This is a genomic window from Clostridium thailandense, from assembly GCF_019207025.1.
GTDB lineage: Bacteria > Bacillota > Clostridia > Clostridiales > Clostridiaceae > Clostridium_AM > Clostridium_AM thailandense.
In genome coordinates this window covers 17,181-43,717 of record NZ_JAEEGC010000041.1, presented here as the reverse complement: position 1 = coordinate 43,717, position 26,537 = coordinate 17,181, and the positions used below count along the sequence as shown (strand labels likewise).

At 30.4% G+C, this 26,537-nt stretch carries 28 protein-coding genes; 16 read left to right on the top strand and 12 right to left on the bottom strand.

Features of this window, described 5'->3' with window-relative positions:
• Positions 1-225 precede the first annotated feature (225 nt).
• Both I6U48_RS10310 and I6U48_RS10305 read left to right on the top strand, forming a co-directional pair.
• Positions 226-1,278: a YkvI family membrane protein gene (locus I6U48_RS10310; protein ID WP_218320332.1), complete on the top strand. Its 1,053-nt coding sequence runs from the start codon at positions 226-228 to the stop codon at positions 1,276-1,278.
• A gap of 73 nt (positions 1,279-1,351) precedes the next feature.
• Positions 1,352-2,251: a radical SAM protein gene (locus I6U48_RS10305; protein ID WP_218320331.1), complete on the top strand. Its 900-nt coding sequence runs from the start codon at positions 1,352-1,354 to the stop codon at positions 2,249-2,251.
• Between the two features lie 44 nt (positions 2,252-2,295).
• Here I6U48_RS10305 and I6U48_RS10300 read toward each other — a convergent pair whose 3' ends face one another.
• The 5 genes from I6U48_RS10300 to murI form a co-directional block, all read right to left on the bottom strand.
• On the bottom strand, positions 2,296-4,095 hold the full coding sequence (locus I6U48_RS10300; RefSeq protein WP_218320330.1) for a heme NO-binding domain-containing protein: 1,800 nt from the start codon (positions 4,093-4,095) through the stop codon (positions 2,296-2,298).
• A 171-nt stretch (positions 4,096-4,266) separates the two neighbouring features.
• Positions 4,267-4,935 (bottom strand): helix-turn-helix transcriptional regulator, encoded by a 669-nt coding sequence (locus tag I6U48_RS10295; protein WP_218320329.1) that lies wholly within the window; start codon positions 4,933-4,935, stop codon positions 4,267-4,269.
• A gap of 15 nt (positions 4,936-4,950) precedes the next feature.
• The gene (locus I6U48_RS10290; protein WP_218320328.1) at positions 4,951-5,331 is read right to left on the bottom strand and encodes a DUF3783 domain-containing protein; all 381 of its coding nucleotides are present in this window, start codon (positions 5,329-5,331) and stop codon (positions 4,951-4,953) included.
• Between the two features lie 21 nt (positions 5,332-5,352).
• Positions 5,353-5,868 carry a peptidylprolyl isomerase gene (locus tag I6U48_RS10285; RefSeq protein ID WP_218320327.1) on the bottom strand — a complete coding sequence of 172 codons (516 nt, stop codon included), beginning with the start codon at positions 5,866-5,868 and terminating at the stop codon, positions 5,353-5,355.
• 112 nt (positions 5,869-5,980) lie between these two features.
• Positions 5,981-6,763, bottom strand: coding sequence for a glutamate racemase (gene murI, locus I6U48_RS10280; protein ID WP_218320326.1), 783 nt, complete (start codon positions 6,761-6,763; stop codon positions 5,981-5,983).
• A 455-nt stretch (positions 6,764-7,218) separates the two neighbouring features.
• Here murI and I6U48_RS10275 point away from each other — a divergent pair, with 455 nt between their 5' ends.
• Positions 7,219-9,120, top strand: coding sequence for a glutamine synthetase (locus I6U48_RS10275; RefSeq protein WP_218320325.1), 1,902 nt, complete (start codon positions 7,219-7,221; stop codon positions 9,118-9,120).
• Between the two features lie 37 nt (positions 9,121-9,157).
• Here the strand turns inward: I6U48_RS10275 and I6U48_RS10270 are convergent, their stop codons facing one another.
• The 7 genes from I6U48_RS10270 to I6U48_RS10240 all read right to left on the bottom strand — a co-directional run bounded on the left by I6U48_RS10270 (position 9,158) and on the right by I6U48_RS10240 (position 15,774).
• Entirely contained in the window at positions 9,158-10,156 is a 999-nt protein-coding gene (locus I6U48_RS10270) for a LacI family DNA-binding transcriptional regulator (protein ID WP_218320324.1), read from the bottom strand.
• 98 nt (positions 10,157-10,254) lie between these two features.
• Positions 10,255-11,175, bottom strand: coding sequence for a ribose ABC transporter substrate-binding protein RbsB (gene rbsB, locus I6U48_RS10265; protein WP_218320323.1), 921 nt, complete (start codon positions 11,173-11,175; stop codon positions 10,255-10,257).
• A 45-nt stretch (positions 11,176-11,220) separates the two neighbouring features.
• The gene (gene rbsC, locus I6U48_RS10260) at positions 11,221-12,150 is read right to left on the bottom strand and encodes a ribose ABC transporter permease (RefSeq protein WP_218320322.1); all 930 of its coding nucleotides are present in this window, start codon (positions 12,148-12,150) and stop codon (positions 11,221-11,223) included.
• Between the two features lie 30 nt (positions 12,151-12,180).
• Complete coding sequence (locus I6U48_RS10255) at positions 12,181-13,680, bottom strand: sugar ABC transporter ATP-binding protein (protein ID WP_218320321.1); 1,500 nt, start codon at positions 13,678-13,680, stop codon at positions 12,181-12,183.
• Between the two features lie 23 nt (positions 13,681-13,703).
• Positions 13,704-14,099 carry a D-ribose pyranase gene (rbsD, locus tag I6U48_RS10250; protein WP_218320320.1) on the bottom strand — a complete coding sequence of 132 codons (396 nt, stop codon included), beginning with the start codon at positions 14,097-14,099 and terminating at the stop codon, positions 13,704-13,706.
• A gap of 3 nt (positions 14,100-14,102) precedes the next feature.
• A complete protein-coding gene (gene rbsK, locus I6U48_RS10245) occupies positions 14,103-15,035 on the bottom strand; it encodes a ribokinase (protein ID WP_218320319.1) in 933 nt (310 codons plus the stop codon).
• A 190-nt stretch (positions 15,036-15,225) separates the two neighbouring features.
• The gene (locus I6U48_RS10240; RefSeq protein WP_218320353.1) at positions 15,226-15,774 is read right to left on the bottom strand and encodes a 2'-5' RNA ligase family protein; all 549 of its coding nucleotides are present in this window, start codon (positions 15,772-15,774) and stop codon (positions 15,226-15,228) included.
• A gap of 242 nt (positions 15,775-16,016) precedes the next feature.
• Between I6U48_RS10240 and I6U48_RS10235 the strand changes: the two genes are divergently transcribed.
• The 13 genes from I6U48_RS10235 (at position 16,017) to I6U48_RS10175 (ending at position 26,520) form a co-directional block, all read left to right on the top strand.
• Positions 16,017-16,181, top strand: a complete 165-nt coding sequence (locus I6U48_RS10235) for a DUF1540 domain-containing protein (RefSeq protein ID WP_218320318.1) — start codon at positions 16,017-16,019, stop codon at positions 16,179-16,181.
• Between the two features lie 193 nt (positions 16,182-16,374).
• Positions 16,375-17,637, top strand: a complete 1,263-nt coding sequence (gene murA, locus I6U48_RS10230) for a UDP-N-acetylglucosamine 1-carboxyvinyltransferase (RefSeq protein ID WP_218320317.1) — start codon at positions 16,375-16,377, stop codon at positions 17,635-17,637.
• Positions 17,638-17,647: 10 nt separating this feature from the next.
• The gene (locus I6U48_RS10225; RefSeq protein ID WP_218320316.1) at positions 17,648-18,433 is read left to right on the top strand and encodes an MBL fold metallo-hydrolase; all 786 of its coding nucleotides are present in this window, start codon (positions 17,648-17,650) and stop codon (positions 18,431-18,433) included.
• A gap of 17 nt (positions 18,434-18,450) precedes the next feature.
• Positions 18,451-19,011 carry a GerMN domain-containing protein gene (locus tag I6U48_RS10220; protein ID WP_218320315.1) on the top strand — a complete coding sequence of 187 codons (561 nt, stop codon included), beginning with the start codon at positions 18,451-18,453 and terminating at the stop codon, positions 19,009-19,011.
• Positions 18,995-19,186: a CxxH/CxxC protein gene (locus I6U48_RS10215; protein WP_218320314.1), complete on the top strand. Its 192-nt coding sequence runs from the start codon at positions 18,995-18,997 to the stop codon at positions 19,184-19,186. The genes I6U48_RS10220 and I6U48_RS10215 overlap by 17 nt, the downstream gene beginning before the upstream one ends.
• A gap of 79 nt (positions 19,187-19,265) precedes the next feature.
• A complete protein-coding gene (locus I6U48_RS10210) occupies positions 19,266-19,769 on the top strand; it encodes an SEC-C metal-binding domain-containing protein (RefSeq protein ID WP_218320313.1) in 504 nt (167 codons plus the stop codon).
• Between the two features lie 132 nt (positions 19,770-19,901).
• Positions 19,902-20,381: a 23S rRNA (pseudouridine(1915)-N(3))-methyltransferase RlmH gene (gene rlmH, locus I6U48_RS10205; protein ID WP_218320312.1), complete on the top strand. Its 480-nt coding sequence runs from the start codon at positions 19,902-19,904 to the stop codon at positions 20,379-20,381.
• Between the two features lie 191 nt (positions 20,382-20,572).
• On the top strand, positions 20,573-22,336 hold the full coding sequence (locus I6U48_RS10200) for a DUF4434 domain-containing protein (protein ID WP_312890961.1): 1,764 nt from the start codon (positions 20,573-20,575) through the stop codon (positions 22,334-22,336).
• Between the two features lie 163 nt (positions 22,337-22,499).
• Complete coding sequence (gene asnS, locus I6U48_RS10195; RefSeq protein WP_218320311.1) at positions 22,500-23,891, top strand: asparagine--tRNA ligase; 1,392 nt, start codon at positions 22,500-22,502, stop codon at positions 23,889-23,891.
• Positions 23,892-23,909: 18 nt separating this feature from the next.
• Entirely contained in the window at positions 23,910-24,155 is a 246-nt protein-coding gene (locus I6U48_RS10190; RefSeq protein ID WP_218320310.1) for a TM1266 family iron-only hydrogenase system putative regulator, read from the top strand.
• Positions 24,156-24,416: 261 nt separating this feature from the next.
• Positions 24,417-24,902, top strand: a complete 486-nt coding sequence (locus tag I6U48_RS10185; RefSeq protein ID WP_218320309.1) for a dUTP diphosphatase — start codon at positions 24,417-24,419, stop codon at positions 24,900-24,902.
• 101 nt (positions 24,903-25,003) lie between these two features.
• Positions 25,004-25,435 carry a DMT family transporter gene (locus I6U48_RS10180; protein WP_218320308.1) on the top strand — a complete coding sequence of 144 codons (432 nt, stop codon included), beginning with the start codon at positions 25,004-25,006 and terminating at the stop codon, positions 25,433-25,435.
• Between the two features lie 191 nt (positions 25,436-25,626).
• Positions 25,627-26,520 (top strand): selenium metabolism-associated LysR family transcriptional regulator, encoded by an 894-nt coding sequence (locus tag I6U48_RS10175; protein WP_218320307.1) that lies wholly within the window; start codon positions 25,627-25,629, stop codon positions 26,518-26,520.
• Positions 26,521-26,537: the final 17 nt, after the last annotated feature.

Genomic DNA, 26,537 nt, shown 5'->3' with positions numbered 1-26,537 from the left:
TATATAAAATTTCATGGAAACTCCTTTTCAATTTCTCAAAGGAGTACTCAATGAGTAAGCGACCATATCAAAATCAGAGATTTTGATTCTCTGATTTTGTTCTAGTTTTCCCTTAAAATAAAAATTTAATTTATAAATCATTATTTTGGTGTTGTTCATATATATTTATATAAGTACACCTTATTTATATAAATTACTTTATTATGTGCTTTAAAAATGGGAGGGATGAGTTTGAAAGAAAAGTTGTTTTTAATTTTTCAAGTAGGTGCCGTTTTCATTGGTACAATAGTCGGAGCTGGTCTTGCTTCTGGTCAGGAGATAACTCAGTTTTTTACAGCTTATGGATATAAAAGTTTTCTAGGTATATTTATCTGTTTTTTTATTTACATAGTCATGGGTTCAATAATCGCAGATATAAGTTCAAAGTACAAGCTTTCTTCATATGACGGACTTATTAAACTAGTTAGTCCTGGATTTTTAGGTAGTATAACTAACTTTTTAACAACTATTTTTTTAATAAGTGGTGCTGCAATAATACTAGCTGGCAGCGGATCACTAATTCATCAGTATTTTGGGGTGTCTAAATGGTTTGGTATAATTATAATGTGTTTAGCATCATTAATAATACTTTTTAGAGATACTAAAGGACTTATAGAAATAAACTCCTTTATTGTTCCATCTCTTATTATTGTTATCATAACTATATTTATTCTATATCTTAATTTTTATAAGGACATAAATGTACCTCAACTAAGGACAATACCATTCTACAAATCTAATTGGCTTTTTTCCGCTCTTATTTATGGTGGTTTTAACATATTATGTTGTAGTGGTGTTATTGCACCTTTAAGTAATGAAATCAAAAGTAAAAAAGTTCTTATATGTGGTATATGTTTAGGTGCTTTGGGTTTGACTATTCTTTCTCTTATTATAAATCTGCTATTGATTTTAAATGTACCTTATATATTTAAATATGAGATTCCATTATTATATATAGCTAATAGGTTTGGTAACGCTATACAGATGCTTCTATTATCAATAATATGGCTTGAGATGTTTTCTACAGAGGTTTCTAATGTATACAGTGTAGGAAAAAATCTAGAAGAAGCTTTTAATATTTCTTATAAGCTTGTTATTTTATTAATTATGCTTATTGCAATTCCTATATCACAAATTGGTTTTGTAAATCTTATCTCTGTTTTGTATCCGGCTTTTGCGCTTGTAGGATTTATATTTATAATTCAGTGCTTATTTTTTTATTTTTTTAAAAAAATATAAACTGTACAGATATTTATTTATAATTGTATAATTATTTTAGAATGAGCTTTTAATTGAAATTGAGGTGTTACTAATGTTAGACTTACTTAAAAACTGTAGATTATGCGGACGAAACTGTGGTGTAAATAGATTGAATGGTGAACTTGGTTTTTGCAATTCAGGCAAAACTGTTAAAATTGCAAGAGTATCTCTTCATGATTGGGAAGAACCCTGTATATCCGGAATCAATGGATCTGGAACAATATTTTTTTCAAATTGCAATTTAAAATGTGTATTTTGTCAAAACTACAAGATAAGCTCAACAGGCTTTGGGCAAGAAATATCCATTAAAAGGCTAAGTGAAATTTTTCTAGAGCAGCAACAACGTGGAGCTCATAACATAAATCTAGTTACTCCAACGCATTATGTGCCTCAAATAATCGAGGCATTAGATATAGCTAAATCGCAAGGTCTTAATATACCAATTTTATTTAACACTAATGGTTATGAGAATCCTGAGACAATAAAAATTCTAAGTGGCTATATTGATGTATACTTACCAGATCTAAAATACTTTAGTAATAAATATTCAATCAAATATTCAAATGCACCAGATTATTTTGAAAAAGCTTCAACCGCCATAAAAGAAATGTTTCTTCAAGTTGGAGAATCCAAGTTTGATGAAAATGGATTAATACAAAAAGGGATAATCATACGTCATCTTATGCTGCCAGGTCTTCTATTTGATTCAAAAAAAATTATAGATTATATATATAAAACCTACAGAGATTCTATTTATATAAGTATAATGAATCAATATACCCCTATGTACAACGCTAAAAAGTTCCCTGAAATAAATAAGTCCCTCAATCCTAAACATTATGACAGCTTAGTAGATTATTGTTTATCCTTAGAAATAAAGAATGCCTTTATACAGGAAGTTGGCACTTCATCTGAGAATTTCGTTCCAGATTTTGATTTAAGAGGTATATAAAGGGGATGTTGCATTTTAAAATGCAACATCCCCTTTATAAATGCTTAGATTTTATACTTGCTTAATCCTGTCTTAAAAGTTTCTGCTATATTCTTGAAATCATGAATGTTATTTATAAGCTTTTTGATTTCATTTGTATAGTTAGCAACACTTGCACTTACCTCCTGAGACGATGCCGAATTTTCCTCAGCTATAGCCGCAAGAGATTCTACGTTATCGTAAATACTTGAAATAGAATCTGCTTCTTTACTCAATTCATTTATTGTCTGTATCATAGAAGATGCCACTACTTGCACTGATTTAGTCGCCTCATAGCTTATATCTCTAACACTTTCTAGACTCTTAGTTTCTCCTTGAAGAGTATAATATTGAGAGTCTATTTTCTCTACTAGTCCTCTTATCTCCTCAACAAATTTAATTAGATTTGAATTTATCTCTTCTACTGCATCTTGAGATTGTTCTGCAAGTTTTCGCACTTCTTCTGCTACAACAGCAAATCCTTTTCCTTGTTCTCCTGCACGTGCAGCCTCAATAGATGCATTTAATGCTAGTAAGTTAGTCTGTTCTGAAATTCCTGATACTATTGAAACAATATGTGTTATATCTTTTGCCTTTCCTTGAAGTTCAACTCCCTTATCTTTAACATCTTGGAACTTATCTAAAGTATCTAATATATTTTGGCTTGTATTATTTACATTCTCGTAGCTATTATTTATTTTTTCTAAAGCCTTTTCCAATTCAATTTTATTACTATTTTCGCTGTTAACTATTCCCTTTAGATTTTGTATGTTATCATTTAAAACTGATGCTGCTTGTTCAGTGTTTTGAGCCTGGTCTACTGCACAATTAGCTACTTGTTCAACTACTCCAGATATCTCCTCAGAAGTATAACTCATGGCATCAGATATGGTATTTATATTGTTTACAAAAGTGTTCATCTCATCTGTAACACCTTTAAAACCTACAAAATCCGCTGTAATATTTTTTTTATGTGTCTTTAATAACTTATAAATGTCTTCAAAAAAGTCTCCCGTTTCTATATCTCCATCTTCAACAAAATTACTATTATTAATTCTGTTTAGGTTGTCCATTATAATGGATTTAGGTCTCATGAGAACCGCTGTTGATATATATGCAGCTATTGTTGAAGCTAAAGAAACTGCTATAGACTTAGCTACACTATTGAATCCAATAACAGGAAGTGCTACTACCAAAGAAAATATAAAAGTAAATATACTTACTTTTGCTGCCATATCCCTTAAAAAACCAAAAGATAAAATTTTATTAAGTTTAAATACCTTTTTATAATATATATCTTTTTCAAAAGTAAATTTAAACTTTACCGCCTCATTTGTTCTCTCTATTTCCTCTACCTGCAGCTTTTCATTGAAAAACTTAGCAGCACCTTCAATTAATCCTTCGAGATAATCAAACATCCCTCTTTTAGATTTATATTCAAAAATGGCTACCCTACTAGATACAGGAGTTATACCTACTAACGGCGGCTTTGCCCCCGGAAATTTCTTAGTCATTACTACATGTATATCAAAAAGAGATTTTAGGAAAGAATACAGATTCTCATGTTCGAAAAACACTGGGAAGTCATTGTAAAATGCACTTATGTTATCTACCCCTATTTCATGCCATAATTTTTTTATATCAACATTATTTTCTTTTGCTATTAATCCAATAATTTTTTTGACTTCTGTATCTTCTATGTTTTCTGCTGGTGAAAATATTTTTCCAGCTCCCCAACCTACCGAGTTCATAGCATTATCTATAGTTTCGTTATCATATAGCTTTCTGCAAGTTTTCATCCAAGTGGCTACTACTGTACCTTTCATATTTTACCTCCTAAGCACTTATAAACTGTTCCAAAACACGTCACTTGTAAAAGTTAATTCATTAAGATAAATTATACAACAATAGTATTATTTTTACAAAGATAATATCAAATAACCTAATAAAAGTTCCTGTTACATAATAAGGTAACAGGAACTTTTTATTAGGTTATTCTATAGTTTTATTTCAAGTCTGTCTAGTCTAGCTATAACTTTAATATCTTTTATACCCACTGTTTCAGTCATTAAACTACCTCTATTACTCAATAGCAACAATTTACTATTATCTAATTTTTTTATTTGCCTTATTGATCTTTTATTATTGTATTCTATAAGACATACAGCATTGTTCTCTATTTCGTGTGTAATATGACCAAACGCTAGATCACCTTTTACCATTCTAAAGCCTACCATATCATCATCTTCAATTTCCAAGTATATTACTTTATCCTGAGCATAACCTTCAACTCTATTATTTATTAAAGGAAGTTGTTTTGATGCTACTGGTCTTCCCATATCATATTTATAGATAGGAACATTTTTTAATACAGAACTAAATGCCTCATTCCATACCTCTTTTACATCTTCCTTGTTCTTTTTAACTGAAAGCTTTTCACTTTTTTCTTCTTTATATACTTGTTCCTCAAATGCCATTGTAATGTCATTTATATCTTTTCCTAGTACTTTTGAGAGCCTATCAATTAAATTTTGATTTATAACTTTTTTTCCCATCTCTATTTCATTAACAAAACTTTCAGCTACACCTAATTTTTTTGCTAGTTGCTTTTGAGTCATGCCAATACTATTTCTTATGCTTTTTACTTTTTCTCCAATTCTGCTCATTTTCTTCCCCCACTTTTATTTTCCGTGCTTCTTAAACCATTCTCTTTCTTCTACTAAATGCTCTAATAAGCTTTCAAAAGTCCAATTTACAGATGTTTCTGTGATAACTGCTAAGATTGGTTTACTTATCAAACTATTTCTTATGTTCTTTATCGCTGTATCTAATTCTTCATCATTGAGGTTATTAAATAATATAACTTTTTCTTTGGGAAGACTACAATTATATACGTTTAGCCTTAGTCCTTCTAATATATCTTTTATTTTCATCTTTCCCATAGCTTCCTCAACAACCTTATAATTAGGAAAGTGATTTTTCTTAACTAGGTCATGCATAGTTTGCTTTTCTTCTGCATCAAATCCAAAAATCAATATGGTTTTGTTGTTTTCCAATAGCATTGCACTCCCTTCCTCATTCCATTATAATTTTTCAGGTTCTGGATACTCCTGTTCAAATGTATCAACTGTAACTTCTTCCATAACTTGTTCTTCATAAGGTCTATCTCTAAAGTCTCTTTCATTATTTACTATTTTTTCTGCTATATCCTGACCCTCTATGAGTTTCCCAAAGGATGCATATTGTCCATCTAAATGAGGTGCATCTTCTACCATTACAAAAAACTGACTTCCTGCTGAATTAGGGTTCATAGCTCTTGCCATGGATAAAACGCCTTTTGTGTGCTTCAAATCATTTTTAAAACCATTGTGACTAAATTCACCTTTTATTGAATATCCTGGTCCACCTGTTCCGGTTCCCTGTGGGCATCCACCCTGAATCATAAAACCAGGAATTATTCTGTGAAATGTTAATCCATTATAGAAACCCTTTTTCACCAAGCTTATAAAATTATTAACTGTATTTGGAGCAGTTTCAGGATATAATTCTACCTTCATTACTCCGCCATCATTCATCTTAATTGTTACTATAGGATTCATATGTATTCTTCTCCCTTCAAAATAAATAATTATATATATGAAATTATATCATAACTTTTATTATTTACTATTTTATAAACAATAATTCCACATAGAATATTACTGCCCTTGTCTATTCATTGGGGTTTAATAGCTTGTAACTTAAACTTATAATTTCATTATTAATTAAGGAATTGTTTATTTCTACTTTTCCGCATTCTTTTCTTTTACTAATGATATTATATTCTATTAACTGTCTTTTTAGCTGCCGCACTGTTCCCTTACTTCCATCAATAATTGGAACTTTGTTTTCCAAAATTCTGGATAAAGACTTCTTTATAAAAGGATAGTGTGTGCATCCTAATACTATAGCCGCTATCCCCTGCTCTTTAAAGAAATTTATCTTATCTTCCAAATATCTGTCTATTGTCTCACCATAGATTACCCCATCTTCTATTAGTTCTACTAATCCTGGACAAGGTAATGGTACTATCTCTGCTTTGTCTTTATAATTTTCCATGAGATTATTAAACTTCGCTTCAGCTAAGGTCATAGGAGTGGCCATTATAATTATCTTTCCGCTTCTATTATATTCCACTGCAGGCTTTAAAGCTGGCTCTATACCTATAACTGGCATAATTGCACTGTATTTATCCCTTAAATCTATTATAGCAGCACTAGTTGCTGTATTGCAGGCAATAACTAATGCTTTAATACCTTTCTTCATTAAAAAATCAACCGCATTAAAAGTTAAGAACTTAACTTCATCTACACTTCTTGTACCATATGGAGCATTTTTAGAATCTCCAAAATAGGTAAAGTTTTCTCCTGGTAAAACTCTTATAGCCTCCTTTAATACGCTAATTCCTCCTACACCTGAGTCAAAAAAACCAATAGGTCTATCTTCTAAATTCACCTTACCACCTCATTGTGTACATATGTATATTTTATATTATATAATATACATATACATTATACAAACTCGATATTCCTTTTGAATAATTATTCATTGAAAATGTATACAATTCACTTGAATATAAATAATCTGAATATTCGTTTAATTTTGTTGCAAATCTTTATTTTGTTAATAAATACTTTATCTTTAAAAAATCTGCTTCAAATATTTCATTTTTCATTTTTTTGGACCTATGTTTTTAATATAATGTAAATTTGATAAAAAATATACTATTTAAAATTTTTTTTATTATCCTTCACTTTTCTATTGACATATATGCATATTAATTATAAAATCATGAATATATTAAAATTTTCATTTTGATTATTGAAATTTCTCATTTTGACAACTTTTCTTATTTTTTAAATACTAGAGTGAAAACACTCTTATAATATTTTATTAGGAGGTCATGTTATATGTTAAAAGACTTACTTTACGTAATACCAAAAGAAAAACATTCTCAAGAAGATTTAAAGGAAATCCTAACTAACCATCCTGAAATAAAATTTGTATCTTTAGTTGGTATAGATCTTTCCGGAAATGATACAGATGAAAGAATACCTATGAAAATTTTCATGGACGATATTTCTGGTTTCTTAAAAGGAGCAATCCAAACTGATGGTTCCTCAGTTGTTCTTCCTGGAATTGCAACTTTAAACAATGCTAAAGTTGATATGATAGCTGATACAGATGTTAACTGGTTTGTAGATTATAACTTTGAACTTATGTATGAAGACACTAATAGACCAGTTGGAACATTAAGAATCCCTTGTTTCTTAATTCATGAAGGCAATGCAGTAGACTCAAGACACATACTAAAAGCTGCAACAACTCTTGTTAAAGATTCCTTATTTGATTCATATAAAAAATATCCAGAATTATTATCTGCTTATAATGCCACTTTTGATGATGTTGATGATGTAGTAGCTACAGCTGCTACTGAGCTTGAGTTTTGGGTAAAGACTCCAGATGACAAAGCTGAAGTTCAAGAACTTTTCACTTCTCAATTCCTTCAAGAACAGTACTGGACTAGAACTAAAGGTGCTGTAAGGTCCGCTCTAGAAGAAACTTTACTATTAATGGAAGCTTATGGATTAGAACCTGAAATGGGTCATAAAGAAGTTGGTGGTGTAAAAGCTCATTTAACTGAAACTGGTGATCTTACTCACGTTATGGAACAACTTGAAATTGATTGGAAATATGCTGATGCCGTACAAGCTGCAGACAACGAACTTTTTGTTAGATCATTAGTAAAGGAAACTTTCAGAAGATATGGACTTGATGTTACATTCTTAGCTAAACCAATAAATGGAGTTGCTGGAAGTGGAGAACACACTCACTTGAGTATTGCTTTAAAACTGAAGAATGGTAAAAGATTTAACCTTTATGCTTCAACTAACAGTAGCTTCTTAAGTATATATGGTTATGGTTCTCTAATGGGTATATTAAAGAATTATGAAGTTATTAATCCAATTGTATCTGCTACTAATGATTCCTTAAGAAGATTGAAACCTGGATTCGAGGCTCCAGTATGTATAGTTACATCACTAGGACATTCTGTTGAAGTTCCTTCAAGAAATAGAACCATATTACTTGGTGTTATTAGGGATCTTGCAAACCCACTTTCAACAAGATTTGAGCTTAGAGCTCCAAATCCATTTACAAATACCTATTTAGCGTTAGCCGCATTATTTACTACTTCAATGGATGGTATAAATTATGCTATAGAAAATAAAAAGACAGAAGATGCTTTACTTGCTGAACTTTCAAAATCTGCTGGAGAAGATGCTGCATATCTTGAAAAAGATAGAGCTTACAGAAGTGAAGAAGATGTATTTGAAGATTTCACTGACGAAGAAAGATCAAAATTATTCGGTAAAGCACCTGCTACAGTTTATGAAAATACATCAGCATTTGGTAAATACCCAGAAAAAGTTGCAGTATTAAAAGCTGGTGATGTATTTACAGAAAAAATCCTTAATAGTTTCCGTATTGGTGTAGAAAGAAGATGGCTAACTGAAATCAATTCAAGAATAGTTTCCGATTATGCTAATGAAATTAGAGGCTTTAAGAAACTTCACAGTGCTGAAAGAGCTTTAGATCTTGATGTAGCTAATTGGGAAAAAATTAATGCATTAAGATTATATTTGTTAAAAGACACTTACTCAACTAAAAGTTTGTTTACAAGGATAAGCGATGCTACTGAAGCTGAGAATTATGATGAAGTATCAAATCTTCAAATAGAATTGGATGCAAAAATGAAAGAATTAAGAGACTTATATATTAGTTACAGAAAAAACTTAATTGATATAGAATAATAAAAGATACCCGTGCAATTTGCATGGGTATCTTTTATTACGACGTTTCTCTAACTATAACTTTTGTTTGAAAGTATATTTGTTTATTTTCAACTTTATTTCCTTTTATTACATCTATAAGTAACTTACAGGATTGTTTTCCCATTTCATAAATAGGTTGGGCTACAGTAGTTAACTCTGGCTCAAAGATTTCTGATATTTCAATGTTATCAAATCCAAGAACTCTTATATCTTCTGGTACCTTAAATCCATTTTTCAGCAATACTTTTATTCCACCCAGAGCCATTGCGTCATTGCTATAAAATATAGCATCTATTTCGTCTATGCTCTTCAATATTTCTTTTGTAGCCTTAATGCCTCCCTCTATAGTGAAATCCCCTTCAAAAATTAGTTTCTTATTATATATACCATACTTATTCATAGAATACTCATATCCATCTAATCTTTGTCTAGAAAGCTCAAGGTTCTTTGGCCCTTTTACAAAGGCTATTCTCTCATTGCCTTTATTATATAGGTATTCTATACCTTGCAATACACCCTCCTTATTTAAAGCATATACTCCATACTCCTCTTCATGAGTATCAATATATCTATCCACAAGTACAAAAGGGACATTATTGTTTTTAAGCATTATAACGCTATTTTCACTTTCTCCCCCTGCTATAAATATAACTCCATCTACCAACTTGCTAATAAGCAATTTTATATATTTTTCTTCCTTATTAATTTCACTATCTGTATTACAAAAAATTACATTATATCCTAGCAGGCTAGCTTCATCCTCAATGGCTCTTGCAATAGAAGAAAAAAATGGATTTGTAATATCCGGAAGAATTATTCCTATTGTTCCTGTTCGTTTTGTACTTAGGCTTCTTGCTAAAGAATTTGGAATATAGTTCATTTCCTTAGCTAAATCTAATACTTTATTTTTTGTTTCCTCACTTATACTATGATCACGCTTACTTAAAACCATTGAAACAGTTGCCTTAGATACTCCTGCCATTTTAGCAATATCAAGCATTGTTACTTTCTTCATTATAATCCCTCATGCCTTTAAATTTTTCCACTAAATTATATATTTATTATACACTATATTTTATAAAATCCAGGGCATATCACCCTGGATTTTATGAATTATTTCTTTATAAGTTTTAAATCTACTGGTATTTCTTTTTGTACCGATTCACCTTTTATAACTTTTACGGCATTTTCAACCGCTAGGCTTCCCATTAAATCTGGTTGTTGTGCAACTGTAGCTGCCATATCTCCACTTTCAACAGCCTTCTTAGCGTCATCATTGCCATCAAAACCAACAACTAAAACTTTCTTACCTTTTAAAGCTTTAACCGCACCTAGTGCCATTTCATCATTATGAGCAAATACTGCGTCAAATTGTGGTGTAGCTTGCATTATGTTTTCCATTACATTTAATCCCTTTTGTCTGTCAAAATCAGCTGCTTGGCTTGCAACAACTTTAACATTAGCTTTGTTATCTACTCCTTCATGGAATCCCTTACCTCTATCTCTTGTAGCAGATGCTCCTGGTAATCCTTGAAGTTCAACAATATTAGCCTTGCCACCTAATTTTTCTAATATAAAATCTGCTGCCATTTTTCCACCCTTAACATTATCTGAAGCAATGTGGGTAACAACATCACCTGTATTAGCTTTTCTATCTACAGTTAAAACTGGTATTTTTTTATCATTTGCTGCTTTAATAGAATTTCCAACTGCATCACTATCTGTTGGGTTTATAATTATAGCTGCAACCCCTTGTTGTAGAAGGTCATCTACATTAGATCGTTCTTTACTTGCATCATTCTGAGAATCCACAACTACTAAATTATATCCTAATTCTTTTGCCTTTTTAGTCGCACCATCTTTCATTGACACAAAGAATGGGTTATTTAATGTTGATACCACCATTCCTATTTTTTTCTTGTCTCCACCTTGTGCCCCCTGCTGCTCTGCCTTGTTTCCACATCCGGTAAATCCTGCCATAGCAATTATACCAGTTAAAGCTAGTGATAACATAGTCAAACGTGTTCTTTTCATAATATTAATTCCTCCTTAAGTTTTATATAAATTTAAATTTTCAACTTATTTATTTTTCTTATCAAGAATAACAGCCAGTAATATTACAAAACCTTTAACTATTAGCTGATAAAATGGTGATACATTCATTAAGTTTAGTCCATTATTTAGCACACCTATAATCATTGCGCCTATAATTGTTCCAATTACTGATCCTTCTCCACCTGCGAGACTTGTTCCGCCAAGTACAACTGCTGCAATAGCATCTAATTCAAAGCCAGAACCTGCATTAGGAGATGCTGATCCTATCCTACTTGTTACTACAATTCCACTAAGTGCTGATGTTGCTCCAACTATAACATAAACTAAAGTTTTGATTTTATCTGTATTTATACCAGATAATCTTGCTGAATCTTCATTTCCACCTACTGCATATACGTATCTACCATATCTAGTTTGAGTTAATACATACCAAGCAACCAAAACTACAATTACTATTAATATGACTGGTACAGGCATACCCATTAACTTTCCATTACCTATAAAAGTAAAATTTGAACCTAATCCTGAGATTGGCGTTCCATTAGTATAAACATAAGTTACCCCTCTAAATATCGTCATACTTGCTAAGGTTACTATAAATGCTTGAATTTTACCTTTTGAAACTAAAAAACCATTAAATAAGCCAATTAATCCTCCTATTATTAGAACTACAATAATAGTTACTAATACATTTGTATTACTTTTAACTAATGTTGCAGCTACAGCCCCTGTTATAGCTAAAATAGATCCTACTGACAAATCTATTCCTCCTGTTAAAATTACAAAGCACATGCCTACTGCAATTATTGCGTTAACAGAAACCTGTGTAAATACGTTTAATATATTTGCTACAGTTAGAAATCTAGGCGTAACAAATGATATAACTACACAAAGCAATATTAAGCCTATTAAAGATTTGTATTTAAAGAGTAACCTCTTAATATCCTTTTCCATATTTCATTCTCCTCTGTACTAATATAAAATTTAAATTCCCACTGCATACTTCATTATATTTTCTTGTGTAAGCTCATCTCTATTTAATTCACCAGTAAGTTTTCCTTCATGCATTACTATCACTCTATCGCTTACCCCGATTAACTCTGGCATATCAGAAGAAATCATAATGACAGCTTTTCCAGCACTTTTAAGTTCGTTTAGAACTTCATATATCTCTTTCTTCGCACCTACATCTATTCCTTTTGTAGGTTCATCTATTATTAAAACCTTAGGTAAAAGCATAAGCCATTTTGCAATTATTACCTTCTGCTGATTCCCACCACTAAGGTTTTTCATCATTTGCTCTTGATGTGGAGTTTTAATTGAAAGTTTTTTTATATATTTATCAACTTCTTCTTTCTCTATTTTTCTATTTAATCTCTTAAATCCTTTTTCATAGCTTTTTAAGTTAGATATAGTCATATTTTCTCTTACTGACATACCTAAGATTAGCCCTTCTTTTTTTCTATCTTCAGATAAATAAGAAATCCCATATTCAATTGCATCTTTGGGTGAATTTATATTAACTTTTTCTCCTTCCACATAAATTTCACCAGAACTTTTCTTATAATCTCCAAAAATAGTCTTTGCGAGTTCAGTTCTTCCAGCTCCCATAAGGCCTGCAACACCTAGTATCTCTCCTGCCTTAACTTGAAAACTTACATCTTTAACTCTATTTTTTAATGATATGTTATCAACTTTCAATAAAACCTTTGTTTTTTCTACATCTTTATAAGGAAATTGATCTTCAAGCTTTCTTCCTACCATCATCGTAATTAGTTCATCTTTAGTTACTTCTTTGGTCTCAACATGCCCAACATACTTTCCATCTCTTAATACTGTAATAGAATCACAAATTTCAAAAATTTCATCCATTCTATGAGATATATAAACAATAGCTATACCCTTTTCTCTCAATTTTCTGATTACTGAAAATAAATTTCTTGTTTCTACATCTGTAAGTGCAGTTGTTGGTTCATCCATTATTATAATACTGGAGTTTTTGGTTAAAGCTTTTGCAATTTCAATCATTTGCATTTCGCCTACATTTATATTTTTTACTAAAGTATCTGGATCTATATTTGAACCTATTTGTTTTAAAAAACTTAAACTTCTTTCTCTCATCCATTTCTTATCTATTTTTCTTGTACCCTTATCAAACTTTTCATTCCCTAAAAATATATTTTCTGAAACTGTTAAATTAGGAAGTACACTTAGCTCTTGATGTATAATTGTTATTCCTAACCTTTCAGCATGCTTAATGCCTTGTATGTCAACTTCATTTTCTTCAATAAAAATCTTTCCTTCGTCCTTTTTGTAGACACCACTTAATATCTTCATTAATGTAGATTTTCCAGCTCCATTTTCTCCAAGTAATGCTATTACCTCTCCACCATGTACTTTTAAATTGACATCTTGTAGAGCCTTTACTCCAGGAAAGGACTTAGATATGCCCACCATTTCTAAAAGCGGCTTTTTGTCTTCCATATTCTTTCCTCCTAAAAAACTTTTTAAAACACAACTCCCGATTTTAAGATTATATTTGCATAAGGTGTTTGTTCTCCAGTTCTTATAACCGCCTTACACTCCTTTAATTTGCACTTAAGCTCTTCATGTGTTATTAAAGTTATTTTTACATTTCCAATTTCTTTTTTTATTTCTTCATATAAATCTGGACTAACTTCCATAGTTTCTTTAGCTAGTTCTACTTCTTCTATTTGAAGTTCCGTAAGTACCGCTTTTAAAGTCCCTATGAACGTAGGTATATCTTTTATAAGTGCTAAATCTATTCTCTTAGTTTCTTTTGGAATAGGTAAACCACAATCCCCTATAGCCATGCTCTCTGTATGTCCCATTTGTGATATAATTGCAGATATTTCTGAATTTAGTAGTCCTGTTTTTTTCATTTTCTATTCCTCCCCATATTCACTTATAACCTCTTCTAAATGTGGAAGCGACGGTTGAGCTCCTTGTCTTTGTACTACAATCGAGGAAACCTTATTAGAGAATTTAATGGCTCTTTCAATTGTTTCAAAGTCTATTTTATCTTCACTTTGCAATTTACTTGCCAATGCCCCTATGAAGCTATCTCCTGCAGCTGTAGTATCTATTGCTTTTACCTTATGAGCTTGCACAATACTTAGCTTTTCATCATCTAGCAACGCTGCCCCTCTTTCTCCTAAAGTTATTATTACAAACTTTACTCCTTTTTCCACAAAAACCTTTGCAGCTTTTTTGACGCCTTCAATATCTTCCACCTTAACACCTGTAAGATCAAAAGCTTCTGTTTCATTCGGGATTATAATATCTGTAAGCTTTAACAATTCATCTGGTACCTTCTTTGCTGGAGCTGGATTTAAAATAGTCGTTACACCATTGGCTTTCGCGACTCTAAATGCATTAATTATGCTTTCTAGCGGAGTTTCAAACTGAGCAATAAGTAGTTTTGAATTTTTTATTATTTCCTCAGCTTCTTCTATATCTTTTTCACTAATTTCCATGTTAGCTCCTGGGATAACTATTATTGAATTGCTTCCACTGTCGTCAACTGTAATTATTGCCATGCCAGTTGGAGAACTTTTACTATATTTAATGTTACTTATATCTATTTGATCCTTCTCAAGGATTTTCATCAACTGGTAACCGTTTTCATCGTCGCCAACTTTTCCTATAAAGCATACATTACAACCTAATCTTTTAGCAGCAACTGCTTGATTTGCACCTTTACCACCAGAAATTTTCTTATAGTCCTTTGATAATATGGTTTCTCCTGACTTCACCATTCTATCAACTCTCAACACCAAGTCCATATTTATGCTACCTAAAATACAAATTCTATTCATATATTCACCTCTATAATACTCAAACTTCTAGTTAACCGGTTTAATAAACCGGTTAACTTTATTTTATATTAGTAATAATACTATGTCAATATTTTTTTGAAAACTTTTTCATCAACTAATTTTAAAAATAAAAAGAGTCATTGACCTTAATTAAGTTCAATGACTCTTTTATATTTGCTAGATTTTTTATCTAGAAATCTCTTAGAGAAAAGCTTTTCACAACCATTTCTTTCTTATTATTTATAGGTTTCCAAAGTTCTATTCTATCTATCTTAGCCATTCTGTGAAAATTATCTTTTTTTGTACTTTCACATGCCGCAATATATTCCTTACTAGTCCACTCTCTTACCGCATAATTAGTATTAGCTAAAGATATGTGTAAATCCCAGTTTTCAATATTATCCCTGACATCAAATCCATGCAGTTTCAATGTATCATTTATGTTTCTAGCTAATCTGATAATATATCCTTTGCTTTCTACCTTCAAGTTTACAGATTTATATGGTGGATCAAAACACAACGCACCATTAAGCTCTACCTTAAATTTTTTATATGGTTTTAGTATATCTGAGATTACCTTACTTAATTTCTCTATGTCTGGATCTCCTATAATTTCTAAAGTTATATGAAGAACAGGCATGTTTTTATATATCTTATATTTTTTACATATACTTTTTTGCATTTCTTCAATATACGAATATGACCCTTTATCAAATAAAGCTACTAAATAATACTTCATTTTCATCTTTTTTTCAGCCCCCAAAACTAATACTTATAAGTCTATAGCTTATTATATAGATACTATTATAACATACTATTATTATATGTGATATTTTTATATCTAAATATATTTTAATAATTTATATGTTATATTTAACCAAGTATACAATTATTTTAAAAATTTTATTTCGTATATATAATAAGTTAACTTGATAAAATATTATTGCTAGGTTTTAAAAATTAATTGTGGAGGTAACAAATATGAATATAAAACATAATAATAGTATAGGATGTACAGTCAATGAGTGCAAGTTTCATGATAAAACTGAAGGCTACTGCACATTAGAAAAGATTCAAGTTACAAAACATGAAACAATGGCTAAAACAAAACAATGCACAGATTGTGGAAGTTTTGAAAGAGAATAATGTAGAAAATATAAGGGATTTGCGTCCCTTATATTTTTTTGCACTAAATTACACTAATATCCTATTCACATTTCTAAAATTAATGTTAAAATATTATAGAATTATGTTATAATAAAATTTGTGTAACAATTTGAATTTAAGTTTTATATATTTATATAAATTAATTAATTATATGATAAGGATGGATGCGGGAATGGATAAACTGGTAATTAGTGGAGGAAAATCTCTTTATGGTTGTATAGAAATAAATGGTGCAAAAAATGCTGCTGTAGCAATACTTCCTGCTGCTATAATGGCTAGCGAAGGGATTTGTAATATAGATAATATACCCAATATTGAAGATGTTCATTGTATAGAAAGAATAAATGAAAGCCTAGGCTGTAAGTTAGTCAGAGGAAAGAACTCTGTTTCTATAGATGCTTCTAACATAAATAGCGTTATTGCTAATACAGAAGATGTACGAAAAATGAGAGCTTCATATTACCTAATAGGAGCACTTTTAGGTAGATTCAAAAAGGCCGTTGTTGAATTACCTGGTGGATGTCCTATTGGTGTTAGACCTATAGACCAACATATAAAAGGCTTTGAAGCTTTAGGTGCAAAGGTAGAAATTAAGCATGGTTGTGTAACTGCTGAAGCTGATAAATTAATAGGAACAAATATATTTTTTGATGTAGTTAGTGTTGGTGCAACTATAAACGTCATGCTAGCAGCAACATTTGCTGAAGGTATAACAACACTCGAAAATGTTGCAAAAGAACCACATATCGTAGATGTTGCAAACTTTCTAAACAGTATGGGAGCTAATATTAAAGGCGCTGGTACTGATGTTATACGAGTAGTTGGAGTAGAATCCTTAAAAGGTTGCTCTTATAGTGTAATACCTGATCAAATAGAGGCTGGCACTTATATGATTGCTGCTGCTGCTTGTGGTGGAGAAGTTATTATACAGAATGTTATTCCGAAGCATCTCGAATCTATATCCGCAAAACTTATTGAAATGGGTGCAGAAGTAGCTGAGGATGGTGACTGTATTACAATCAAATCTAACGGCAAGCTTAAAGGAGTAAACATAAAAACTCAACCTTATCCTGGTTTTCCAACAGATGTTCAGCAACCTATGAGCACTCTTTTAACTGTAGCTCAAGGTAGAAGTATAATTAATGAAAGTATTTGGGAAAGCAGATTTAAACACGTTGATGAATTAAAAAAAATGGGTGCTAATATAAAAGTTGAGGGTAGATCTGCTATAATAGATGGCGCTGACAAACTCACAGGGGCAGTAGTAAAAGCAACTGATTTGAGAGCAGGTGCTGCTATGGTCATAGCTGGACTTATAGCAGAAGGTACTACTGAAGTATTAAGTATTGAACATATTGACAGAGGTTACCCTAATATAGAAGAGAAATTCGAAAAATTAGGTGCTCAAATTAAAAGAATTTCTTATAAGGAATAGGAGAATTATTATGATTTTTTGTTCTTTGTACAGCGGCAGCAGTGGTAATAGCTTGTTTGTATCCTCAGATAATGCTAAAGTTCTTGTAGATGCTGGGCTTTCTGGAAAACATATTGAGAATGCTCTATTAAACATTGGACACAATACCAAAGATATTGATGCTATATTTGTTACTCATGAACATATAGATCATACAAAAGGTGTGGGAGTGTTATCAAGAAAATATGACATTCCAATATATGCAAATGCCCCCACCTGGCAAGCTATGTCAGCAACTATAGGGAAAATAAAAGAGCATAATATTAAAATAATAGAAAATAATTATGTTAATATAAAAGATATAGATGTACTAAGCTATAAAATTTCCCATGATGCTGTTGCACCTTCTGGATATGCCTTGCAAAATAAAAATAAAAAGGTCTGTATTGCAACTGATTTAGGTTTTTTTTCAGATGACGTAAATAATTCAATAAAGGATGCAGATGTTATATTACTTGAAAGTAATCATGATGTAGAAATGCTTAAATTTGGTCCCTATCCATATAAGCTAAAAAGACGAATTTTAAGTGATATTGGCCATCTATCTAATGAAGACTGTGGAAAAGCTATTGTAAATATTACAAATGATAAATTCAAGAAAATAATATTAGGACATTTAAGCAAAACCAACAATTATCCTGAACTAGCATATCAAACTGTACTGAATGTTTTAAATTCTGCTAATGTTAAATTAGATAAAGATTTAAGTTTATCTATGGCAAAACGTGATATTCCTAGTAATTATATTGAATTTTAAATGAAATGGGTGAAGATATGAAAAAGGGTTTTTGCTTACTCATATGCTCTTTATTAACAACTTCTTTATTAGTTATAACAGGATGTGAAAAAAAGGACAAGACAAGTTTAAATAGCAATGAGAAGGAAAAGAAAATAATTTTATCGAAAGAAGACACCTTGGATTTAAATATTTACTTTGATTCCTCTAGTAATACAAAAAATCCTGAAGTTGCCAAAGAAGAAAGAATAATGAAAAGATATGAAATTCTTGGAGAAATTATAATTGGAGAAATTATAAAAGGACCTTCAGTAAATAGTAAACTTAAACCAACTTTACCTAAAGATACAAGAATTTTAAGTTTTTCAATTAAAGATAATATTGCTTTTCTTAATCTTAGTAAAGAGGCAAATATCTCAATGACTTCTTATAAAGAAGAAACTTGTTTAAAAAGTATAATTTGGTCTCTGTCCCAAATTCCTTCTGTTGAAAAAGTTAAGATTTTGATAGAAAATAAGGACATAGACCTTTGGGATAATCACTTTGATTTATCAAAACCACTAGGAAAGGGTGATATTCAAAATGCCAAAAGGGACTAAGTATTGTTGCGAAGAACATGTTGATATGGCTTTTGATGATTTTTTATTAGAGACAGAGACCTTTCCTTATATGGAGAAATCATCAAATCAACAATGTAGTTACTGCATGAAACCTGCAAAGTACGTTTTAGCCACTGAAGATTCAAGTAGAGATGTAAATATCAAAAATCATTGAAAAATATTATATTTTCTATTATAATATTCAAGTGGTATATTTTTAAAATTATTAATATATTTTCAAAGGAGAATACGATATGAGTTTGTATAAAAATTGGACAGATATGGTTATAGATTTTGTTAAAACTAGAGGGGAAGCAGCTTTTTGGAAAGAATACGGTTCAATTGAAAGACATATCTACACAAGAATTTTAGCAGAACATAATGACAATATAAGCGGATCAATAAAAGACTTAGCAGATAAATATGAAACTTCAACAATTTTCTTTATGGGATTCTTAGATGGAGTGAATGATAGTCTTTTGGAATCACTTGATCTTGAGAGTTTAGAAAATGATTCTAACATAAATATTAAAATTGATTTTGAAAAACTATATTTTAATATGTTGGATGCTAAAGCTGATTATTTATATAGTCTTCCTCAATGGGATTCAATATTCTCACCGGAAAAAAGAAAAGAAATTCGTCAGCAATGGGTTGCTTCTAAAACTATTATAAATAAAAATAAAGTCGGAAGAAATGATTCATGTCCATGTGGAAGTGGCAAAAAATACAAAAATTGTTGCGGAAAAAACGCTTAATTTAGATTAAATCCTTACACACCGTGTAAGGATTTTTTGCTTCTGATTAATTTATTCTATACTAAATATGAATTTAACTTTAAATACGCCTTATTGCTAATAAAAATATAATCATTAAAACTTGGAGGAATTATGAATATATCTGTAGTATGTGTTGGTAAACTTAAAGAAAAATATTTAAAAGCAGCCATTGAAGAATATGCAAAACGCTTGAGTCGGTATTGTAAACTCGAAATTATAGAGGTTTCTGATGAAAAAACCCCTGATAATGCCTCTGATAAGGAAGAAGCCTTAATAAAAGAAAAAGAGGGCCTAGGTATATTAAAACACATAAGAGATAATTCTTTTGTCATAACATTAGACTTAAAAGGAAAGATGCTTTCTTCGGAGGAATTAGCTGATTTTATCAAAGAATCTGCCATTAATGGTAACAGCAATTTAACTTTTATTATAGGGGGTTCCTTAGGCCTCTCTAACTCTGTGTTAGCTAGAGCAAATTTTAGCCTCTGTTTTTCCAAAATGACATTTCCCCATCAGCTTATGAGAGTAATATTATTAGAACAAATCTATAGGGGATATCGAATAATTAATAATGAACCATATCATAAATAATTCATCTTAATGACGTATAAACTTTTTTCCTACTTTACAAGTTTAATTTGAGTTAGCATATATATAAGTTTATAATTTATATAGTATTGACTGATTGTAAATTACTATAGAAAGGAATATGATGCTGAATAATGATGTATAGAAAGTCTCGAGTCAAAATTACTCTAATAATGTTAACTGTGGCCTTATTTGTGTTTATTTATTATAATAGTCCACTTAGGGCCAATAAAAACTATCCCTTAGCTAATGGAACCTTTATTCAATTAGATCTTACACAAAATTGGGATGAGTCAAAATGGAATAGTGAACTTCATTATATAAAACAAAATAAAATGAACTATATAATCATTACTGGAGTATCTTTCTCCAGTGAAAATGGATCAAAAATTGTGTATAAGAGTAATATACCTGGTTTTACGAAAATATATGGACAAACAGATCCTATTGACCTTTGTCTTAAAACTTCAGAAAAATTGGGACTAAAGGTTTTTGTAGATACTTACTTCAACAGCGATTGGTGGCAAAAATCCGGAGACGATCCTCAGTGGCTATATGACCAAGTATATAAGATAAATCAGGTATCTGATGAGCTATATAATAAATACCATTCTAAATACCCTAATTCTTTTTATGGCTGGTATTTTCCTTACGAAGTCGATAACTCAAAATTTAATAACTTAAAGCAATTTTCCATTTTATCTAATGCTATTAATATTAACCTTAGGTATTTAAAATCCAAAAGTGAGCGTCTACCGATTTTATTATCTCCTTTTATGAACTCATCTTGCGGTACAGCCAAAGAGTATGCTAATAACTGGACTTATTTCTTTGCACATACAGACTTAATTAAAGGAGATATTTTCTGCGTACAAGATGCAGTTGGAAGTGGTCGCTTAAACCTTGATGATGTTAATCCCTGGTTTACAGCTTTAAGAAAATCAGTAAATTCAAAACCTGGTCTTCTATTTTGGGCAAATGCTGAAAACTTTGATTATGTAAATAACTCGAGTGTACCAATAAATCGCTTTATAGAACAGCTAAAACTCGAAAGTCCTTGTGTAGATAATATAGTAACCTTCTCCTATAGTCATTATTATAGCCCTAATAATATTGATAAAGGTTTTCAAATGGCGTATTATGATTATGTTATTAATGGCAAACTTTCAGTTCACAAACCTAAAAGTCCAGAAAACTTGGCTGTCAAGACCTTAAATAAAAATGAATTCCTAATTTCATGGGAAGCACCTAAAGATAATAATGATATTTGTGGATATAATGTATATAGAGATGGAATTTTAGTCTTTAATACCACTGTCCAAAGACGTTATGGTGGAGATCCAAAGGGATTATGCATGAATTTTACTGATAGACCTCTTTTAAAAAATAATATGTATTCATGTAATTATGAAGTAAAATCTTTCGATTTTTATGGTAATCTCTCTAATTCATCAAATGATGTTAAAGTACTTGTAAATGTTGACAAAGAGCTTCCTAATGTACTTTCTAAAGGTTGTAGGTATACAATTTATCCATTGCCTGATTACAACTATAATGATCCATATTTTACGAAATTAACTGATGGTGTTTACTCTAATTCAAATTCTAGTAAAGATAAAGCTTTTGTTGGATGGTATGGTAAACCTGTTGATATTACTATAGATCTAGGTAAAAAAACTGATTTACAGCAAATTTCTGTAGATTACTTAAGAGATCCGTTACCTTGGATTCAATTGCCTGATAGCGCATCAGTTTCAGTTTCTAATGATGGTCTATATTTTGAACCAATAGGACTTTTAAGAATGCCTAGTGTTCCATATTCAGAACGTAGCGGATCTAAGTATAGAATATATTTAACTCTGAATAAACCAGTATCTGCCAAATACGTCAGGCTTTCTTCTTTTTCTAATCCATATACTTATATGTTTATGGATGAATTAGAGATTCGTAGTAATTAATTGTAGACAATTACATTACCCTTATTATAAACTATTATTGTAGCAAATATCATGAAAAGAGCTTTAACATTACAAAATAATGTAATTTTTACAAATGAACATCTTTTAAATTTATACATATTTGGTTAAAATAGTATAAAAGAATTAAGGAGGAAATTGTAACATGGACATAACATTAATAAAACAACTCTACAGAGAATGTGAAAAATTCTCTAATAAAGACGTAAAAATTTCTGGATGGATAAGAACGGTAAGAGACTCTAAAACATTTGGTTTCGTTGAAATAAATGATGGAAGTTTCTTTAAAAATGTTCAAATAGTATTTGAGGATAGTTTAGATAACTTTAAAGAAATTACTAAACTTCCTATATGTACATCACTATTAGTTGAAGGTACATTGGTACTTACACCAGATGCAAAGCAGCCCTTTGAAATTAAAGCTAAAAAAATGGTAGTAGAAGGTTCTTCTTCTTCAGATTATCCTCTCCAAAAGAAGAGACATACTCTTGAGTATTTAAGAACAATAGCTCATTTAAGACCAAGAAGTAATACTTTCTCTGCAGTATTTAGAGTTCGTTCCATTGCTGCTTATGCCGTTCATAAATTCTTCCAAGAAAGAGGATTTGTATATGCTAATACTCCAATAATCACAGGAAGTGACTGTGAAGGTGCTGGAGAAATGTTTAGGTTAACTACATTGAATATGAATAATGTTCCAAAGAATGACAAAGGAGATGTGGACTTTTCTCAAGACTTCTTCGGAAGAGAAACTAATCTTACTGTAAGCGGACAGTTATCTGCTGAATGTATGGCGCTTGCATTTAGAAATGTTTATACTTTTGGGCCAACTTTCAGAGCTGAAAATTCAAATACAGCAAGACATGCTGCTGAATTTTGGATGATTGAACCTGAAATGGCTTTTGCAGAATTAAAAGACTATATGGACGTAGCAGAAGACTTGGTTAAATACGTTATAAAATACGTATTAACAAATGCTCCTGAAGAAATGGAATTCTTTAATTCATTTATCGATAAAGGATTGTTTGATAGATTAGATAATGTAGCTAATTCCGATTTTGGAAGAATAACGTATACTGAAGCTGTTGATATCTTAATAAAATCTGGTGCTCAATTCCAATACCCTGTTGAATGGGGAATAGATTTGCAAACAGAGCATGAAAGATATTTAACTGAAAAGGTATTTAAAAAGCCTATATTCGTTACTGATTATCCAAAAGACATCAAAGCATTTTATATGAGACTAAATGAAGATGGAAAGACTGTCGCTGCAGCAGATTTACTAGTTCCTGGTGTTGGAGAAATTGTTGGTGGAAGCCAAAGAGAAGAAAGACTTGATGTTCTTGAAAAAAGAATAGAAGAAATGCATTTGAATAAAGAAGATTATTGGTGGTATTTAGAATTAAGAAAATACGGAGAAACTAAACATTCCGGTTTTGGACTTGGATTTGAAAGAATACTTATGTACATTACAGGAATGGGAAATATAAGAGATGTAATTCCATTTCCAAGAACAACAGGCTCTGCTGAATTCTAATAGGTAGGGGTTAAGCTTATGGAAAAAAGAATAGGTGTTGTAGGCATTGTAATAGAAAATCTTCAAAATGTTTCAAAGGTTAATGATATATTGCATTATCATTCAGAAATTATTGTGGGAAGACTTGGAATCCCTTATAGGGAAAGAAACTTATCGGTTATATCGTTAATAGTAGATGGTACTTCAGATGAAATTAGTGCTTTGACGGGAAAGCTTGGAAAGATTGATGGAGTAAATGTAAAATCCGCAGTAACTAAAAAATAAAATTTTATAATTGCTAAAAGCAGAAATTTATGAGTAAAAACTTGCAAATTTCTGCTTTTATTTTCTGAACAAAACATATAATAACATCTAAAGTAAGAAATATTTTAAAATTTTAAAAAAATTTTTATGTAACCGATTACTGATTATTTCAATATTTGATGATTTTCGTTAAAATAATATAGGTAGGAAAAAGCGAATATTGAAAACTTTCTACTCTAACTTTTATTTAATTATAAGGATATGGAAAGGCGGCCTTATTATATGAAATTTTCAACACTATTTAAATTACAAGAGGACTTGGATAAACATATTAGACATCAGAGAGGACTTGATGATAAATCTTTAATTTCCAAAAAAATATTAGCCTTACAGGTTGAGCTAGCTGAACTTGCAAATGAAACAAGATGTTTTAAGTTTTGGAGTGAAAAAGGACCTTCAAATAAAGATGTTATTTTAGAAGAATATGTTGATTGCCTTCATTTCATATTAACATTAGGACTTGAAAAAGAATTCACAGATGTTGATATTGAAGCTAAAGAAGTTGAATATGACATAACTGCACAGTTTTTAAATCTTTATGTAGATATAAATGACTTTATAGTTTCTTCTGCTAAAGATCATTACATAACCTTATTTGAAGATTTTTTAAGCCTTGGTAAAAGTTTAGATTTTTCCACAACTGAAATTGAAAATGCTTACATTAAAAAGAATTCTGTTAATCATAAAAGACAAAACGAAGGGTATTAAGATTAAAGCCTATGATATGAAAAATCATAGGCTTTTTTATTTTATTAATTAATAATAAATAAACACTATGGTTAAACTAGATTTGGGAAGGTGATAGTTAAATGCTCGGTATAATAGTCTCATTACTTGCTGGAATATGTATGAGTTTTCAAGGAGTTTTCAATACAAGACTAGGAGAAAAAATAGGACTATGGGAGACTAATGTTATAGTTCAAGCGAGTGGATTAATAATTACAATTATAGCAGTCTGTATATTAGGCAATGGTGGTTTTAAAAATATAAAAAATTGTAATAAGCTATATCTTTTAGGTGGTGTATTGGGAGTTATAATAATTTACACTGTCATGCAGGGAATTAAGTCTTTAGGGCCAACTTGTTCCATATCCATTATATTAGTTGCCCAGCTTACTACCGCTGCTCTAATTGATGCTTTTGGCCTTTTTGACACTACTCAGGTTAAATTTGGAGTTACAAAAATAATTGGAGTTATTATAATGATAATTGGAATACTAATCTTCAAATACAAATACTAAAGATGAGGTTGGAACTAGATTTCAACCTTACTTTTTTAGCTCACAATACATGCCAATACTCTGCCTAAATTTGATATTAACTAGAGATTATTGATTAGACTATTTAATAATATCTACCTATAATATATCATGGCTATGATTTTTATGTTATTATTTTTATATAGAAACATTTTTCTTTAGGGGGTAATCAGATGGACTTTAAACAAATAGAAGCCTTTATAAATGTAGCAAAATTCAAAAGCTTTTCTAAAGCAGCAAACTTTTGCTTTCTCTCACAACCAGCAATCAGTTCACATATAGCAAGCCTTGAAAAAGAACTAGGCATTCAGCTCTTTGATAGAACTTCTAAAGAGGTTTTACTTACACCTGCTGGAGATTCCTTTTTAAAATATGCCATAGATATACTAAATACTCGAGACAAAGCTATATATCATTTATCAAACTTTAATGAGAACATTAGTGGAAGACTTAAATTAGCTTCTAGTACTACACCTTGTAATACTATTTTACCTTCTCTACTTAAAAAGTTTCATTTGTTATACCCTGAAGTGTCCTTTGATATATTAGAAAGTAGTTCTGGTGAAATTATTGAAAATATTATAAAATTCGATTGCGAAATAGGTCTAATAGGAGAATTAGTTAATGATGAAAAAGTTAAATGTTATGAACTTATACAAGATGATTTAATAGTAATATCTTCTCCTGAAATTAATATTCCAAATATAATTGATTTAAACTCTCTTCTTAAATATACATTTATAATGCGTGAAGAAGGGTCTGCTACTAGAAAAACCTTCGAAGATGCTTTAAAAAATCATGGTGTAGATAGCTCTAATATAAATATATGTTTTGAAGTTAATAATCTCGATGCAATATTTCAATGTGTTAAGGAAGGCCTTGGAGTATCTGTGGCTTCAAAACAGGTCTCTAAAAATTATTCTAGTATTGGACTTATAAAAGAAAGCTACATACAAGATCTTTCCTTAAAACGATCTATTTATTTAGCTGTAAGTTCTAAAAGAACTCTTACACCTACTGCAAAAGCTTTTTTTAATCTATGCAAAGATCAATTCAAATTGGAATAATACAATTTTACTATAAT